The organism is Hominiventricola aquisgranensis, from assembly GCF_040096225.1.
Taxonomy (GTDB): Bacteria; Bacillota; Clostridia; order Lachnospirales; family Lachnospiraceae; genus Hominiventricola; species Hominiventricola aquisgranensis.
On the sequence record NZ_JBBMFC010000004.1, the window covers coordinates 81979 to 98940 of the forward strand.

At 48.0% G+C, this 16962-nt stretch carries 14 protein-coding genes and 1 riboswitch; all 14 genes read left to right on the forward strand.

Annotated features, from left to right (window positions below):
- Positions 1–16: 16 nt before the first annotated feature.
- The 14 genes from acpP to WMO62_RS03300 all read left to right on the forward strand — a co-directional run bounded on the left by acpP (position 17) and on the right by WMO62_RS03300 (position 16797).
- Complete coding sequence (acpP, locus tag WMO62_RS03235; protein WP_117496253.1) at positions 17–247, forward strand: acyl carrier protein; 231 nt, start codon at positions 17–19, stop codon at positions 245–247.
- Between the two features lie 75 nt (positions 248–322).
- Positions 323–1009, forward strand: a complete 687-nt coding sequence (gene rnc / locus WMO62_RS03240; RefSeq protein WP_118438474.1) for a ribonuclease III — start codon at positions 323–325, stop codon at positions 1007–1009.
- A 16-nt stretch (positions 1010–1025) separates the two neighbouring features.
- Entirely contained in the window at positions 1026–4586 is a 3561-nt protein-coding gene (gene smc / locus WMO62_RS03245) for a chromosome segregation protein SMC (protein ID WP_349143782.1), read from the forward strand.
- Positions 4587–4597: 11 nt separating this feature from the next.
- Positions 4598–5536, forward strand: a complete 939-nt coding sequence (ftsY, locus tag WMO62_RS03250; protein WP_117496250.1) for a signal recognition particle-docking protein FtsY — start codon at positions 4598–4600, stop codon at positions 5534–5536.
- A gap of 48 nt (positions 5537–5584) precedes the next feature.
- Positions 5585–6802 (forward strand): threonine ammonia-lyase, encoded by a 1218-nt coding sequence (gene ilvA, locus WMO62_RS03255; protein ID WP_118510578.1) that lies wholly within the window; start codon positions 5585–5587, stop codon positions 6800–6802.
- Between the two features lie 15 nt (positions 6803–6817).
- Complete coding sequence (locus WMO62_RS03260) at positions 6818–7237, forward strand: C-GCAxxG-C-C family (seleno)protein (protein ID WP_147600768.1); 420 nt, start codon at positions 6818–6820, stop codon at positions 7235–7237.
- Positions 7230–8525, forward strand: coding sequence for a homoserine dehydrogenase (locus tag WMO62_RS03265; protein ID WP_349143783.1), 1296 nt, complete (start codon positions 7230–7232; stop codon positions 8523–8525). Before WMO62_RS03260 ends, WMO62_RS03265 begins: the two co-directional genes overlap by 8 nt.
- Before the next feature lie 56 nt (positions 8526–8581).
- Complete coding sequence (locus WMO62_RS03270; protein WP_178753766.1) at positions 8582–8893, forward strand: thioredoxin domain-containing protein; 312 nt, start codon at positions 8582–8584, stop codon at positions 8891–8893.
- 74 nt (positions 8894–8967) lie between these two features.
- Entirely contained in the window at positions 8968–9711 is a 744-nt protein-coding gene (locus WMO62_RS03275) for a tRNA lysidine(34) synthetase (RefSeq protein WP_349143784.1), read from the forward strand.
- A gap of 76 nt (positions 9712–9787) precedes the next feature.
- The gene (locus tag WMO62_RS03280; RefSeq protein WP_349143785.1) at positions 9788–10567 is read left to right on the forward strand and encodes a phage baseplate assembly protein V; all 780 of its coding nucleotides are present in this window, start codon (positions 9788–9790) and stop codon (positions 10565–10567) included.
- Between the two features lie 19 nt (positions 10568–10586).
- Positions 10587–11000, forward strand: a complete 414-nt coding sequence (locus WMO62_RS03285; RefSeq protein ID WP_118438451.1) for a GPW/gp25 family protein — start codon at positions 10587–10589, stop codon at positions 10998–11000.
- A 23-nt stretch (positions 11001–11023) separates the two neighbouring features.
- On the forward strand, positions 11024–13840 hold the full coding sequence (locus tag WMO62_RS03290) for a baseplate J/gp47 family protein (protein WP_349143786.1): 2817 nt from the start codon (positions 11024–11026) through the stop codon (positions 13838–13840).
- Entirely contained in the window at positions 13834–15684 is a 1851-nt protein-coding gene (locus tag WMO62_RS03295) for a baseplate J/gp47 family protein (RefSeq protein ID WP_349143787.1), read from the forward strand. Before WMO62_RS03290 ends, WMO62_RS03295 begins: the two co-directional genes overlap by 7 nt.
- Positions 15685–15702: 18 nt before the next feature.
- Complete coding sequence (locus tag WMO62_RS03300; protein ID WP_118759817.1) at positions 15703–16797, forward strand: hypothetical protein; 1095 nt, start codon at positions 15703–15705, stop codon at positions 16795–16797.
- Between the two features lie 38 nt (positions 16798–16835).
- A riboswitch (TPP riboswitch) is annotated at positions 16836–16942 on the forward strand.
- The last annotated feature ends 20 nt before the right edge of the window (positions 16943–16962 follow it).

Here is a 16962-nt window from a genome sequence, read left to right on the forward strand (position 1 = left end):
GAAGGAATGAATTATCATGGAATTTGAAAAATTGCAGGAAATCATCGCAGAAGTACTGAATGTTGACCCGGAGGAGATCACAATGGATACCACCTTTGTGGATGATCTCGGAGCAGATTCCCTGGATGTATTCCAGATTATTATGGGCATCGAAGAAGAGTTTGATATTGAGATCTCAAACGAAGATGCGGAGAAGATTGTAACCGTCGGCGATGCTGTTGAGCAGATTAAGAATGCAGTAAACTAAAACGTGGAGGTGTTGCAGAATCCGCCCTGTAAGACTGGGTTTTGCAACACCTTTTCTTAAATATGGAGAAAGATAATGGAAAACGAATTACTGACGGAGCTGGAGCAGAAGATTGGTTATCAGTTCAAGGATAAAGGACTTCTGAAACATGCCATGAGCCACAGCTCTTATGCGAATGAACGGCACATGGGAAAATTAAAAAGCAATGAACGGCTGGAGTTTCTGGGAGATGCGGTACTGGAGCTGGTGACCAGCGAGTATCTGTTCCATACATATCCAACCATGCCCGAAGGTGATGCTACAAAAATGCGTGCCAGCATTGTATGCGAGCAGACTCTGGCATTCTGTGCAAAAGCGATCCCGTTGGGGGACTATATTCTGCTGGGCAGAGGCGAAGAGATCAGCGGAGGACGTACCAGAGCATCTATTACGTCTGATGCCTGTGAGGCATTGATCGGAGCAATCTACTTGGATGGTGGTTTTACTAGCGCAAAAGAATTTATCTGCAAGTTCATTCTCAATGATCTGGAGCACAAGAAACTCTTTTTTGATAGTAAGACCATTTTACAGGAGCGCGTGCAGGCGCATCATGACAAAGTCCTGCATTATGAACTGGTGGGAGAGGAAGGCCCGGATCATCAGAAGCTGTTCGTGGTAGAGGCCAGACTGGGAGAGAAGGTGATCGGCCGCGGAAAAGGCCGGACAAAGAAAGCCGCTGAACAGGAAGCAGCCTACCATGCGCTGACAGGGCGGGAAAACTAGAACAGGAAAAGAATGCATGTATTTAAAAAGTATTGAAGTACAGGGATTTAAGTCCTTTGCAAATAAGATCGTATTTGAATTTCACAATGGAATCACCGGTATTGTAGGACCGAACGGCTCTGGAAAAAGTAATGTGGCAGATGCAGTCCGCTGGGTACTGGGTGAACAGCGGGTCAAGCAGCTTCGTGGAGGAACCATGCAGGATGTCATTTTCTCCGGTACAGAGAACCGGAAGCCTTTGAGCTTTGCGTCGGTAGCTATCACCATGGATAATGCAGATCACAAATTGCCGGTTGCCTATGAGGAAGTAACGGTCACGAGACGGTTATATCGGTCCGGGGAGAGTGAATATCTATTAAATGGAACTACCTGCAGGCTGAAGGATATTCAGGAGATGTTCTATGACACCGGTATTGGTAAAGAGGGATATTCTATCATCGGACAGGGGCAGATCGACCGGATCTTAAGTACCAGACCGGAGGAGGCCCGTGAGCTTTTTGATGAAGCTACCGGAATTGTAAAATTCAAGAAGCGTAAGAAGACGGCGGAGAAGAAGCTGGATGACGAGAAGCAGAATCTGCTTCGTGTCAATGATATTCTGACAGAGCTGGAGAAGCAGGTAGGACCTCTGGAACGCCAGGCAGAGAAGGCAAAAGAATATCTAAAGAAAAAAGAGACCTTAAAAGAGTTCGAGATCCATATTTTCCTGATGGAGATGGAAAATATTAAGAAGCAGTTGAAGGAACTGGAAGAAACCAGAAAGATCACTCAGGATCAGCTGGATGAGACAAAGGCCTCTTTTGAAAATACAAAGCTGGAATATGAACGGATCGAGAAAGAGCTGGAGGAGATCGAGCAGAAGATCGATGCAGCCAAAGAAGAAGCCACCTCTGCCAGAGTAGAGAAGCAGCAGATGAAGGGGCAGGCGGCAGTTCTCAAAGAACAGGTACGTTCTGCACAGGCAAATGCAAAGCATTATGCCGAACGTCTGCAGAATATAGAGCGGGATCTGACAGAGAGGCAACAGGAAAAAGAGACTGTTCTGGAAGAAAAGCAGGAGCAGGATCTTGCACTGGCGCAGGCAGAAAAAGTGCAGACGGATGCAGAGCAGAAAGTATCCGATATTCAGCAGCGGATCGCCGACAGCCAGACAAATATGGAAAACAGCAAGAATGAGATCATTTCTCTTCTGAACCAGCGGTCTTCCATTAAAGGAAAGCTGCAGCGCTATGATGCCATGACAGAACAGATCAATATCCGTATGTCAGAACTTAATCAGAAGCTGATCCAGATCCGCAGCGATGAGATGGGACAGGAAGAGCTGCTGGAACAGCGTAAGAAGGAGCTTCAGGAAGTAAGTGAGGAACTGAAGGCAAAGCTTTCTGAACGGGCAGAGATCGAGCAGAAGATCCAGGAGCTGCAGCAGCAGATCACATTGGGACGAAAGCGTCTGGAAGCGGGACAGAGCGCATATCACAGAGAAGCATCCAGACTGGAATCACTGCAGAACCTGGCAGAGCGCTATGACGGTTATGGCAACAGCATCCGTCGTGTTATGGAGCGAAAAGGACAGGAAGCAGGAATCTGCGGTGTGGTTGCAGATCTGATCCAGACGGATAAGAGATATGAGACAGCCATAGAGACAGCTCTTGGCGGAAGTATCCAGAATGTAGTCACAGAGGATGAGGAGACTGCAAAACGCCTGATCCAGTATCTGAAGCAGAACCGGTATGGTCGTGTGACATTTCTGCCATTGACGGCAGTGAGAAATCTGCAGGAATTTCGTCAGCCCCAGGTATTAAAAGAGCCTGGAGTTTTGGGTCTGGCACACACGCTGGTACAGGCAGATGCCCGTTATGCGGATATCTGTGCGCAGCTACTGGGAAGGACTGTTGTGGTGGATCATATCGACCATGCAGTGGCATTACAACGAAAATATAAATATACACTCCGTATCGTCACACTGGAAGGAGAGTCCCTGAATCCGGGAGGTTCCCTGACAGGAGGTGCTTTCAAGAACAGCAGCAGTCTCTTGAGCAGAAAACGAGAGATCGATGAATTACGAGAGCGGGTAGACAGACTTAAAAAAGAGCTGGAAGCTACACAGACTACGTTGGTGGAGCTTCAGAATGAGAGGAGTCGCTGTTATTCCATTCTGGATGAAGGAGCAGCAGTCCTTCAGGAGATCAAAGTCCGGGAAAATACAGCCCGCATGAACGTGGAGCAGTTGAAAGTGCAACGTAAAGCAGCCGGTACCGGAAGAGAAGCACTGGAAAAGGAAAGTGCAGAGCTGAAAAAACAGACGGCCGAGATCGAAGAGTTCCGAAAGGCCAATCAGACGGAGCTGAAAGATTCTGAGGCAATGGAAAAGGCACATACCTTTGCAGTGGAGACTTATCAGCAGCGCCTGGAGGAAGATAAGGCACTGGAGGCTGATGCAGCCAGAGAACTGGAGGATATCCATCTGGATACGGCATCCATCCGCCAGAAAGCAGAATTCTCATCTGCAAACCTCAGGCGAATCGAGGGAGAGATCCACAAGCTTTCCGAGGAAAAGGAGCAGATTCTGCAGGAACAGGTTCAGGCAGAGTCCGATACCCACAGCAGGCAGGAAGGCATTGAGACCCTGAATGCGCAGATGGAAGCGGCAGCCAGACGGATGGAAGAGCTGGAGCAGAAGACCCAGGAGTTGCAGAACCAGAAGGAAGCGCAATCCTCTTCCCACAAAGCATTCTTCGGACGAAGGGAAGAGCTGTCCGGCAGAATGAATGAGCTGGATAAGGAGCTGTTCCGCCTGGACAGCCAGAAGGAGAAGCTGGATGAGAATTCAGAGTCACTCATGAACCATATGTGGTCAGAATATGAGCTGACTTACAATGCGGCGATCCCGCTTCGCAAGGAAGAATATACCAGTCTTCCGGCATTGAAAAAAGACTGCGGCACGGTAAAAGAAGAGATCCGTGCTCTGGGCAATGTCAATGTGAATGCCATTGAAGATTATAAAGAGATATCGGAACGTTACACGTTCATGAATGGACAGCGCAATGACCTTCAGGAGGCAGAAGAAGCCTTGAAGCAGGTTATAAAGGAACTGGATACTGGTATGAAGAAACAGTTCATGGAACAGTTTGTGCTGATCCAGAGGGAGTTTGATAAAGCATTCAAGGAACTGTTTGGCGGCGGTAAAGGAACGCTGGAGTTGATTGATGAGGAGGATATTCTGGAGACAGGTATCCGGATCATCTCGCAGCCGCCGGGAAAGAAGCTGCAGAATATGATGCAGCTTTCCGGTGGTGAGAAGGCTCTGACAGCCATCTCTCTTCTGTTTGCCATTCAGAACTTAAAGCCGTCCCCCTTCTGTCTTCTGGATGAGATCGAGGCGGCACTGGACGACTCCAACGTGGTACGTTTTGCAAAATACCTTCACAAGCTGACCAGCGATACACAGTTTATCGTGATCACGCACCGAAGAGGTACCATGAATGCAGCTGACCGTCTGTATGGTATTACTATGCAGGAGAAGGGTGTATCTACTCTGGTGTCAGTGAATCTGATCGAAAATGATCTGGATAAATAGGAGGTGGCCTTATGGCTGAGGAGAAAAAAGGATTTTTCAGACGTCTGGCAGATGGCCTGGCAAAGACGAGAAACAATATTGTATCCGGAATGGATGCTATTTTCAACGGTTTCTCGGACATTGACGATGATTTCTATGATGAGATCGAAGAGACACTGGTAATGGGAGATATTGGTATCAATGCGACCACTGCCATTATTGATAATCTGAAACAGAAAGTAAAAGAACAGCATATTAAAGATCCCCATGAGTGCAAGGAGCTGCTGATTAACAGTATCAAGGAGCAGATGCAGGTAGGGGAGACCGCATATGAGTTTGAACACAGAACCTCTGTGGTACTGGTGATCGGTGTCAACGGAGTCGGTAAGACTACATCTGTAGGTAAACTGGCAGGAAAGCTCAAGGAACAGGGAAGAAAAGTGATCCTGGCAGCAGCAGATACGTTCCGTGCAGCAGCAGGAGAGCAGCTGACAGAATGGGCCAACCGTGCCGGAGTGGAGATCATCGGAGGATCGGAAGGCGCAGATCCGGCATCTGTTGTCTTCGACGCAGTAAGTGCTGCCAAGGCAAGAAAAGCAGACGTTCTGCTCATTGATACGGCAGGAAGACTTCACAACAAGAAGAATCTGATGGAAGAGCTGAAGAAGATCAACCGGATCATCGAAAGAGAATATCCGGATGCATATCGGGAAACTCTGGTGGTTCTGGATGGAACGACTGGACAGAATGCACTGGAGCAGGCAAGACAGTTTGGTGAGGTAGCAGATCTGACAGGTATCATCCTGACAAAACTGGATGGAACCGCAAAGGGCGGAATTGCAGTGGCAATTCAGTCTGAACTTAACGTTCCGGTTAAGTATATCGGAGTGGGAGAACATATTGATGATTTACAGAAATTTGACGCAGACACATTTGTAAATGCTTTGTTCTTACCAAGTTCCGAGAACTAACATATATCGCAAAACACAACATACAACAAAGGAGACACAAAAACCATGATGACAGCAATGACTTTGGAAAAATTTGAAGAAGCATGTGAGATTGTCGGCCGTGTGACCAACAAGACCGGCCTGGTATACAGCCAGTGCTTCAGCGACCAGTGCGGCAACAAAGTATATCTCAAACCAGAGAATATGCAGAAGACCGGCGCATTCAAGATCAGAGGTGCTTACTATAAGATCAGCACTCTGTCTGATGAGGACAGAAAGAAGGGACTGATCACTGCATCTGCAGGAAATCATGCTCAGGGTGTGGCATATGCGGCAAAAGAATATGGCTGTAAGGCAGTGATCGTTATGCCGACAGCAACTCCGCTGATCAAAGTCAACCATACCAAGGAGTACGGCGCAGAAGTCGTTCTCTATGGAAATGATTATGACGAGGCATGTGCGCATGCCATTGAGCTTGCAAAAGAAAAAGGATATACTTTCATCCATCCGTTTGATGATCTGGATGTGGCAACCGGTCAGGGAACGATCTCCATGGAGATCATCAAGGAGCTTCCGCTGGTTGATTACATTCTGGTACCTATCGGAGGAGGCGGACTGGCATCTGGTGTAGCCACTCTGGCTAAAATGCTGAATCCAAAGATCAAAGTCATCGGTGTGGAGCCGGAGGGAGCCAACTGTATGGAGCAGTCCCTGAAGAAGGGCGAGGTGATCTGTCTGGATCACAGTGCGACCATCGCAGACGGTACTGCAGTCCGTCAGCCTGGAAAGCTGATCTTTCCGTACATTCAGAAAAATATTGATCGCGTGATCTCTGTTCCGGATGACGAGCTGATCGTCGCATTTCTGGATATGGTAGAGAATCATAAGATGATCGTGGAGAACTCAGGACTCTTAAGTGTGGCAGCACTGAAGCATCTGAATGTAAAAGACAAGAAGATTGTCTGTATTTTAAGCGGCGGTAACATGGATATCATCACCATGTCTTCCGTGGTACAGCATGGACTGATCCAGAGAGACCGTATCTTCTCACTGTCTGTACTGCTGCCGGATAAGCCGGGTGAACTGGTACATGTAGCTTCTGTCATTGCAAAAGAGAATGGAAATGTCATCCGACTGGATCACAATCAGTTTGTCAGCACCAACAGAAGTGCAGCAGTAGAACTGAAGATCACGCTGGAAGCATTTGGAACAGAACATAAACAAAAGATCATCAAAGCACTGGAGAAGGCTGGTTATACACCGAAGCTTATCAGTGTCAACATTTAAGGAGAATATGTACGTATGGAGAGCCGTGTAAAAGAAACGATCGTAAGGCATGATAAAGGATACAACTGTGCGCAGGCAGTGGCGTGTACTTATTGTGACCTGTTTGGCTATAAGGAGGAAGATGTTTTCCGCATGACAGAAGGATTCGGGCTTGGCATGGGTTGTATGGCAGGTACCTGTGGCGCACTGTCAGGAGCAGTGCTTCTCGCAGGTCTTAAAAACAGTGATGGACAGATCAATGCTCCGAAGACCAAAGGAAAAACATATAAGCTGTCCAGACAGCTGCTGGAGCGTTTTCAGGAGCGCTGCGGTTCTACCATCTGTGCAGAGCTGAAGGGCGTGACCACCGGAACACCGGTGCATTCCTGTGCAGACTGCATCAAAGATGCGGCTGCTATTGTAGAGGAAGTGTTACTTGGAGGAGAAAATGAGTAAATATAACGAGATCAAAGCGGCACTGTTAGGTGCCGGAACAGTTGGCGGCGGTGTCTACAAGCTGATCGAAAAACGGAAAAGTGAGATGCCAAGCAAGGTACAGGCAGAGCTTACGATCACCAAAGTTCTGGTAAAAAATCTGAATAAAAAAAGAGAAGGAATTCCGGATGAGGTTCTGACCGATGACTGGCAGGAAATCCTGGATGACCCAAAGATCAGTATTGTGATCGAACTGATGGGAGGCATTGAACCGGCAAGAACTTATATTCTGGAAGCTTTGAAAGCTGGCAAGAATGTAGTTACAGCCAACAAGGATCTGTTGGCTGAACATGGAAAAGAGCTGATGGATGCAGCAGAAGAGTATCACAAAGATCTGTACTTTGAGGCTGCAGTAGGCGGCGGTATTCCCATCATCCGCCCATTAAAGGAGTGTCTGGCAGGAAACAATATTACAGAAGTTATGGGTATTGTCAATGGTACAACCAACTATATTCTGACTAAGATGACACAGGAAGGCATGGATTTTGGAGAAGCACTGAAGCAGGCTCAGGAGCTTGGATTTGCAGAGGCAGATCCTACTGCCGATGTGGAAGGACTGGACGCAGGTCGCAAGATGGCGATCCTGGCATCCATTGCATTCCATTCCAGAGTAACCTTTGATGATGTGGAGATCAAAGGAATCTCCGATATCACAGCCAGAGATATCAAATATGCAGGGGAGTTCGGCTACGTGCTGAAGCTTCTTGGTGTGGCAAGAAATGTCAATGACAAGATTGAAGTCAGTGTATCTCCGGTGATGATCCCGGAGCAGCACCCACTGGCGAAAGTCAATGATTCCTTCAATGCGGTATTCGTACATGGTGATGCAGTGGACGATGCCATGTTCCAGGGACGTGGAGCAGGTGAGTTCCCGACCGCAAGTGCTGTTGTTGGCGATGTGATCGCTACTGCCAGAAATATGCAGTATGACTGCTGCGGACGGATCGGATGCAGCTGTTATAAAAATCTGCCCATGCAGCCGGTGGGAGATTCCAGACATCGCTATTTCCTGCGCTTCTTAGTAGAAGACAGAACTGGCATTCTGGCAGGCGTGGCAGGCGTTCTTGGCAACAATGGTGTGAGCATCAGTCAGGTGATCCAGAAGCCGGCTGTAGATGGCGTGGCAGAGCTGGTAGTCATCACAGATAAAGTAGAGACCAGACATCTGCAGGATGCGCTTGTGATCTTTGGCGAGATGTCCATGATCCGTGAAGTGGCTTCCGTGATCCGCGTATACTCTCAAAAATAAAATTTCCGCAAATCGGGAACACTATAGACTGTGCAATTCAGAAAGGAGTGTGTCGATTGGAAATCAAAGAGATTACCGGGGACAATTTTCAGACTGAAGTAACAAAAGCTGCACAGCCAGTCCTGCTGGAATTCTATGCAGACGGGTGCAGCTTCTGCAAAGCACAGCTTTCCGTTCTTGAAGAAGCGGCAGAAGAAGCCTGTGATGTGAAGTTTGTCCGCGTCAATGGGGACAAGGAGCGTACACTGGCTGGTCAGTTCGGAGTGACTGTACTGCCGACCATGCTGATCATGAATGGAGAACAGATATTCCGGAGGATCACAGGATATCAGTCTTTGGAAGCGATCCTGTCTTATCTGGAAATGTAAAATGCGAAAAGGCCGGAGAAAGATGCGTTCTGTCCGGTCTTTCGTTATGTATAAAAACAGTCAGGAGAAAATCTATGAAAGTTCAAAAGCTGTTAAGCCTGATCCGTCAGTCCTGTGAACGGTACGAGATGATCGAAGAAGGGGACAAGATTGCTGTCGGCGTCTCCGGCGGCAAGGACAGTCTGACGCTGCTCTATGGATTAAAAGAACTGTCACGTTTCTATTCGAAGCATTTTACGGTGACGGCCATCTGTGTGGATCTGGGCTATGCCAATACAGATTTTACAGGAATTGAAGCTTATTGTGAAAAGCTTGGTGTGGAACTTACGATCATTCATACCCAGATCGGAAAGATCGTCATGGAAGAGCGAAAGGAACACAATCCCTGTTCCCTGTGTGCAAAGCTTCGGAAAGGGGCGCTGGTAGATGAAGCGGTCCGTCAGGGCTGCAATGTGATCGCTTATGCCCATCATAAAGATGATTTTGTGGAGACTATGCTTATGTCCATGATCTATCAGGGACAGTTCTATGCATTTCCACCGGTTACCTGGTTTGAAGATAAAGGAATCCGTGTGATCCGTCCGCTGATGTATGTGGAAGAAGGGCAGGTCAGAGGATTTATCAGAAGGCAGGAGATCAGAATCTTAAAAAGCCCATGCCCGGTGGACGGAACCACCAGGAGGGCTTATGTAAAAGACCTGCTTATGAAGCTTGATCGGGAGACGCCGGGAGCAAAAGAGCGTATGTTTCATGCCATTGTCACCGGCAATATTTACGACTGGGTGGATCCTAAGATCACAGATACCCGGAAAAACTGATCGGTCTTACCTATGTACGGCATGTGCTGAGTGAGGATGGATACCGGACCTATATCAGGGCAGGAGTGAACAGTCTATGAATGGAATTACAGATCTATTTCACAGTGAAAATGAATATTATGACAATCAGAGGGTGACTGGGTTCGTACAGGGAACTGTGGTGGAAAATAACAATGCGGATTTCAAAGGAATGGTCAAGGTGGAATTCACGGTCTGGGAACGCGGGAAGAACCTGTGTGAATGGGTGCGGCTGTTGTCTCCTTACGGAGGTGCAGACTATGGTCTGTATTGTGTGCCGGAGATCAATGAGACGGTGCTGGTGGGATTTATCGGAGGCAGTCTGAAGCGGCCATTCCTGCTTGGAAGTCTGTATCCGGGTGGAGCATCCATGGTATCCGAGAATTTTGATGATAAGAATCTGAAAAAACATCTGAAGACCAAGGGAGGCATGGACCTTCTGATCCTTGAGGAGAATGGAAAACAGAGCGTTACACTGACTACACCAAAAGGAAATGTGCTGACAGTCAGCGATGAGACAGAAAGCTGTAAGATTTCTGATAAAGATGGAAAAAATCAGATCAGCATGGATTATAAAAATGGAAAAGTAACCGTTCAGGCGGAGAAGACGATAGAACTGAAGGCAGGAAGTGTGGAGCTTACCATGGATGGAAATGGCGGAGCTATCAGTCTGAAAGCAAAGAAGATCGGAGTGACAGCGGATAATGAGATCGCACTGAAAGCCAACTCCGCACTGAAAGCAGAAGGCGCGCAGGTGGATGTAAAGGCGCAGGCCAAGATGAATCTGCAGGCATCTGGTCCACTGGCAGCCAAGGGAGCAGTGGTACAGATCAACTAGAAGGAAAGAGGAGACGGGCATGGAAGATTCAAGAGCATTTTTAGGAAGAGGCTTCGCATTTCCGCCGGAAGTCGATCCGGTGACAGGAAAATTCCGCATGGCAGAGGGGGAAGAAGATATCCGGCAGGCCATCTATATTATTCTGATGACCAGACTCAAGGAGAGGGCCATGCTGCCGGACTTTGGATGTAATCTTCAGGAATATATATATGATCTTCCAGATGCAGCATTTGAGTCCCGTCTGATCCGGGAAGCGGAGGATGCGCTGACCCGGTATGAGCCGCGGATCCGGCAGGTCAGTATATCGGTAGATCGTAATGATCATCTGCGGGGAGTCATATATCTGAACATTGACTATTATGTGAGGGCGACAAATAATCCGAACAATCTGGTATTCCCGTATTATCTGGAAGAAGGAATCGGAGAACTGTAATGATCCGGGAAGGAGATAAGAGCATGGAAAAACTGAAAAAGCTGATGAACTCTTACGTACCGGAATTTGCCTATGAACCGGGAGCGTCAGATCCAGGTTCAGTGCTGACAGATCTTTGCGCAGAGATGATCGGAACCTGTGAGGAGCGTTATAGCCGGGTGCTGTCCAAGCATAGGATCCAGTATCTGAACCTGTTTGATCCATTGATCCAGGAACCGGTCAGTGCATCCAGAGGTTATGTACAGTTTCAGCCGGTGAAAGGATATGAAGGAATGGTTCCGATTCCGGCAGGAACCAGTGTGATCGCATCTCATCCGGACGCAGGAGAGCTCCTCTTTGAGACGGAGCATGGAATTACTGCGGTGGATACGGTACCGGAGCTTATGGTTGTCACCGACCGGAGTCAGGACCGGATCGTGAGAAAGCAGTATGAGCCGGGAGAACCCTTGAGCTTTACTGCATTTGGCGTGGAAGGAGAGAACCTTACAGAGCATAAACTGTATCTGTGCTTTGATAATCTTCTGGAAGAACTGACAGGGCTTGATCTGTATGTGTATCCGCAGGCATCTGCAGAACAGCAGCAGGAGGAATTGCTTCATAGTCTTGCCGGAAGTGATATGTGCTGGTCTGTCTTAGAAGCAGATGGAAAAGAGACGGTAGTTCCTTCTGTAGCAGAGGAACAGGGAGCCATTCATCTGAGCCTGCCTGATTATGTGCCTCAGAAAGCTGTGGTGAGACAGAAGGAAGGCTATTACCTGATCCTCACCTGTCTGGGAGAACTTCCGGAATGGTACGTAAAAGAGGTGTCGGTAAGCATGAAGCGCACGCACCTGATCCCGTCAGAACTATATCTGAACGGAACAAGTGAAAGTGCCGGTATGGTCTATCCATTTGGAAAACCCATGGGACTTTACAATGAAATGACGCTGGATGACAGAGAAGTGCTGAGCCGCCGGGGTGCGAAGATCAGTCTGTCGTTCCATCTGGGTTATCAGATCCGGGAAGAGCGGGCTGAAGTTCCGGAAATGGATCTGGAATATAAGGCGATCATGAAAAAGCCAAGAAAGCCGTTAAGTATCCGTGCTGTGGAAGTGTGTGCAGATGATGTATGCTGGGAGTATCTGAGTTGGACAGGCTGGAAGCGCCTGTTTCAGGAAGAACATCTGCGGTCCATGTTCAATGGTTCCACAGAAGGAGATGTGACCTTACAGTTTATCTGTCCGCAGGATATGGCGGATTATGAAGAAAATGCCGGAGGCAGGATCCGGGTACGTCTTCTTCAGGCGGAAAATATTTATCAGATGCCGGCCATCTATCGTTGTCCGGTGCTGACAGGAATCAATTTTTCATATTCTTATGAAGAACAGAAACAGATGCCATCCTTTATCATGGCGAAAAATAATTTTGATGAGAAGGAAATGACCGGTATCTGGAAGCCGTTTTATCAGACAGAAAACAGCCGCAGGACTATGTATCTGGGGTTTGCCGGTTCCATGGCAGGTATGCCCTTAAGTCTCTATTTTGATATTGAAAATTACAGTGACAGACCTGCGGATTATCAGGTGGAGTATCTGTCACCCAGAGGTTTTCAGCCGGTGAGGATCACGGATCAGACCGGTGGTTTCTGTGGATCAGGAACGATCCTCTTTATGGTTCCTCAGGACGCAGTGCAGAAGAATCTCTATGGATATGAGGGATATTTCCTGCGATTTGTCAATTATAACCGGGAGAACCCAGAATATGTTCTGCCCCAGGTCAAAGGGATCTATCCCAATATGGCTCGGGTGGTCAATGTCAATACAGTGACCGAAGAATTTTATCTGGATGATATGGATAATGCCCTTCAGATCCAGCTGTCCCAGCAGAACCTTCTGAAAGTAAGGGTAGAAGTACAGGAAGAGACGCATCAGGGGCTTCAGTGGATAGAGTGGAAACAGGGCAGACACAGCTACGAAGGCGGGAGAACCTATCAGATCGATATGGAGGCAGGACTTCTGTCCTTCCGGAAACATGCATTTGCAGAATATCATCTGCCGGAGGATGGTCCGCAGATCAGGGTATCGCACAGCAATTACAATGGAAGTGCGGCAAATGTACCGGCGGACAGTATTACGACTCCGGGAACAGCAATCCGCTATCTGTCAGCCGTGACCAATCCATTTCCGACTTATGGAGGATATGACGGATATACAGAGCAGACCACCGGCCAGCTGGTGGCAGGACTTTTAAGAACCAGAGGGCGCGCAGTGACAGAGTCGGATCTGATGGATCTGATCTCCCAGGAGTCTTATGGAATTCGGAAAGTGCGGTATTGCAATCATACGGATGCCTATGGAAATACAGATGTAGATCAGGTGACCATTGCTGTTCTGGTGGAGGAATATGAAAAAGGTGCCCATGTATTTTCACAGGTTAAGAAAAAGATCAAGGATCGTCTGCTGAGCGATGGAATCTTCCAGCCTGCCGGCAGAACGCTCAATCTGATCCAACCTCATTTTGTACGGTTGAATGTGCGGGTTTGGCTGGAGAAAGATTCCATGGAGCAAGCCTATGATATGCAGCAGCAGGCACTGGAACTGATCCGGAGATTTATTGATCCGATGGAAGGCGGCATGTCGGGACAGGGATGGCAGATCGGAGAACTGCCGTCACCGCTGCAGCTTACCGCATTTTTAAGAACCGGTATGGATGGTGTGAGTATTTCCAGAATGCTGGTCACCGCGTGGGAAAACGGACAGGAACGTCCGGTGGACAGTGAGTTTTATGAGAAGCATAAGAATCCGTTCCGTATGGCGGTAAATGGGGAACACATGGTATATATCGAGGTGAGAGAATGTTAAAGGTACCACAGCTTAATGACATGACATATGAGCAGATCATACAGAGGGCCGTGAGCCGTATCCCGTCTCTGACAGATCAATGGACAGACTTTAACAGTCATGATCCGGGAATCACGGTTCTCCAGACCTATGCGTGGCTTGTGGATATGCTGAATTATTATATGGATGCCACAGGGGATGTGCATGTGAAGAAATACCTGAAACTTCTGGGCATTCAGCAGCAAAAGCGCCGGGCAGCAGCTGGTTATGTAGTGATCCACGGGGACGTACAGCAGGAGATCCCAAAAGGAACCAGACTCTTCGCAGGTGATATCTCTTTTGAGACAGCGGAAGAATGGAAAGGTTCAGAAAACAGATTCTGTTCCTTCCTGCGGCAGATAGAAGATCAGTACCTGGATCTGACTGCATTTGCAGGTACCGACGGAGAATATGCCGATATTTTTCAGCCGGAAGAACAGGCAGCACAGGCTGTGTGTCTTGGATTTTCAAAGCCGCTGCAGGCGGAAGACAGGATCTATATCTGTGTGGAATATCAGGAGAGGAGAAATCCTTTTGATCAGACCTTCCGTCTGGGAACACTGGAATGGCAGGTGTTTACTGAAGAAGGCTGGAAGACAGTGGAAGTGGAAGACGAGACTTGCGGATTTTTAAGAAGCGGATTTGTGACGCTTAAAGATATGGCGCCTATGGCAGTATGGAGTCCTATGTTCGGCAATGGACGGGCATACTATCTGAAAGCCAATCTGCAGGAAAATACATATGACAGTTGTCCGCGGATAGGCATGGTGTATGTGAATCCTCTGAAGGTCATCCAGCAGCACACAGTCTGTAAAGAGGGAGAACTGCTGCCAGAGCTTCTGATCGGAACCACTGATGGATGTGCAGGGCAGAGCCTTCTGTTTGATTATCCCTATGCATATAAGTTTTCCCTGGCGGTTGTGGGAGAGGATGGAGAGGTAGAAACCTATCATTATGCAGAAGATCTGGAGGAAGCAGGCTACAAGGATCGGGTATTCACATATGAGGAAGAGACTCAGAGCATCCGCTTTGGTGATGGGATTCATGGAGTGATCCCGAGACAGAATAAAGATATTTATGTGACAGGGTTGATCTGTTCTCTGTGCGGCAATGGAAATGTGCAGGCAGGAGAACTGAACCGGTTTGAAGATCCGACCATCAGAGCAGCTGTCAGCAATCCACTGCCAGTGGATGGAGGACAGGATGCAGAGACCATCCGTGATATGAAAAAGCGGATGCAGAAGGAATTGTTCATTCAGAACCGGATGGCCTCACAGACAGATTATGAGACCATCGTAAAGCAGACACCGGGCCTTATGATCGATCTGGTGCAGGTGATCCCTGGAAAAGAATATGGCGTCATGCATCGCCAGAACCGGAGTGAAAATGAAGTGGTTGTAGTGGTCAAGCCGTGGAGCGATGAAAAAAAACCAGTTTTGAAAGAACAGTACCGAAAAGCCATTGAGGACTATATCGAACCATATCGGCTGATCAATACCAAGGTGACGGTGGAATCTGCCAGATATGCAGGTATCTGCGTACATGGAAAGATCGCATTGGAGCAGGATTCTCCAAAGACCAGAAAAGCGGTACTGGAACGGATCAGCAGGGAGCTTTCTTATACAGAACGAAAGCATCCTTTTGGAACGGTGATTTCTTATGGACAGTTGTTTACAGCACTGGAAAATACCGAAGGGGTAAAAAAGGTACTGGAACTGAATCTGGAGAGAACTGGAAATGCAGCCAGAAAGAATGACAGAGGAGATGTGCTTCTGGATGCAGATGCGCTGGGGATCCTGGAGGAGACAGATCTGGAATTTTGCTAGGAAGGAGGAACACCGGCTATGATGGAAGAAGGAAAAAAGATTAATTTTTACCGGCTGGGTCTGGAAAATGGAAGACGGTACCGGATGGAGCTGACAGATGAATACAGACTTACCGGAACAGGCGGCGGTGTGTTCCTGTATCTGGCGCCAGTTTATGACTCCAGAGATCGGGATGGATCCTGGCATAGACTGGTTCTGGAGGGCGATTTTTATCGTTGCAAATATGAAGTATTGGTCATGGCGACCAATGAGAATCTGACAGAGCAGACAGAAAAAGCATGGGAAGAGGGCAGTTCACCGGATCTGTTCTGGCCGGAGGGCTCTTATGTACGGAAAGTAAATACAGATGATTTTCTGCTCCATGAACTGAAAGGCCGGTATCTGTGGGTACTGATCCGAATATCGGGAGCTGCCGTTGACAGTCATTTCTGTATGGAAGGATTTCGTGTGGAATTTCCGTGGACCAGTTTTTCTGGTTATCTTCCGGAGATCTATCAGGAAGCCGGACAGAATTCATTTTTTGAGCGTTATATGGCGGTCTTCCAGAGCATGTACGAAGATCTGGAGCAGCAGGTAGATCATCTGCCCCGGATCCTGGACTATGAGAGCACACCGGACGAAAATCTTGGAACGCTTCTTACGTGGACAGGAAAGCCTTATGGAGGCGCAGAACCTGGAGCGGAGAAGATCCGTATGCTAATCCGGGATTTAAGCAAGATCCAGACCGGAAAAGGTACGGTACGGGTGATGAAGCAGATGATCCAGTTTGTTACCGGTCGGGACGCGGTAATCATGGAGTATTTTAAGTGGCATGACTGGATGCGCAGAGGAGCCAGCCAGTTAGAGCGGTATGAGAAGCTGTTTGGAAAAAATGAAGATCAGTTCTGTGTGATCCTGGATCTGACAAGGGAAGGTCAGCCAGTGGTGCCGGAGGAGCTTCAGAAACTTCTGCAGGAATACACGCCTCTTGGTATGAACAGTAATCTGATTTTTCTTGACTGGTCCAGCCAGATGGATACGCACTGTTATCTTGATAAAAACAGCCGGCTGGCAATTCCGGAGCGTGCGGATACCAGTGGATTCTCGCTGGATGGAAATTATGTACTTGGATGATTTTGATGCTTGCAAATTAAGCGTCAGCCGTGTATAATGGTCAGAAATAGGGAGCTCAAATAGATGGGCTGAGAGTAGACTTTTTAGTCTTGACCTGGAACCTGATTTGGATAATGCCAACGTAGGGAAATACATGTCGCAAAGAAATGCACTTATGTGTCGTTG

Coding starts and splice junctions, on each gene's coding strand:
- WMO62_RS03285 (WP_118438451.1), top strand. CDS start 10,587: ATGGAAGATTCAAGAGCATTTTTAGGAAGAGGCTTCGCATTTCCGCCG.
- WMO62_RS03280 (WP_349143785.1), top strand. CDS start 9,788: ATGAATGGAATTACAGATCTATTTCACAGTGAAAATGAATATTATGAC.
- WMO62_RS03290 (WP_349143786.1), top strand. CDS start 11,024: ATGGAAAAACTGAAAAAGCTGATGAACTCTTACGTACCGGAATTTGCC.
- rnc (WP_118438474.1), top strand. CDS start 323: ATGGAAAACGAATTACTGACGGAGCTGGAGCAGAAGATTGGTTATCAG.
- WMO62_RS03300 (WP_118759817.1), top strand. CDS start 15,703: ATGATGGAAGAAGGAAAAAAGATTAATTTTTACCGGCTGGGTCTGGAA.
- WMO62_RS03260 (WP_147600768.1), top strand. CDS start 6,818: ATGGAGAGCCGTGTAAAAGAAACGATCGTAAGGCATGATAAAGGATAC.
- ftsY (WP_117496250.1), top strand. CDS start 4,598: ATGGCTGAGGAGAAAAAAGGATTTTTCAGACGTCTGGCAGATGGCCTG.
- WMO62_RS03275 (WP_349143784.1), top strand. CDS start 8,968: ATGAAAGTTCAAAAGCTGTTAAGCCTGATCCGTCAGTCCTGTGAACGG.
- smc (WP_349143782.1), top strand. CDS start 1,026: ATGTATTTAAAAAGTATTGAAGTACAGGGATTTAAGTCCTTTGCAAAT.
- ilvA (WP_118510578.1), top strand. CDS start 5,585: ATGACAGCAATGACTTTGGAAAAATTTGAAGAAGCATGTGAGATTGTC.
- WMO62_RS03295 (WP_349143787.1), top strand. CDS start 13,834: ATGTTAAAGGTACCACAGCTTAATGACATGACATATGAGCAGATCATA.
- acpP (WP_117496253.1), top strand. CDS start 17: ATGGAATTTGAAAAATTGCAGGAAATCATCGCAGAAGTACTGAATGTT.
- WMO62_RS03265 (WP_349143783.1), top strand. CDS start 7,230: ATGAGTAAATATAACGAGATCAAAGCGGCACTGTTAGGTGCCGGAACA.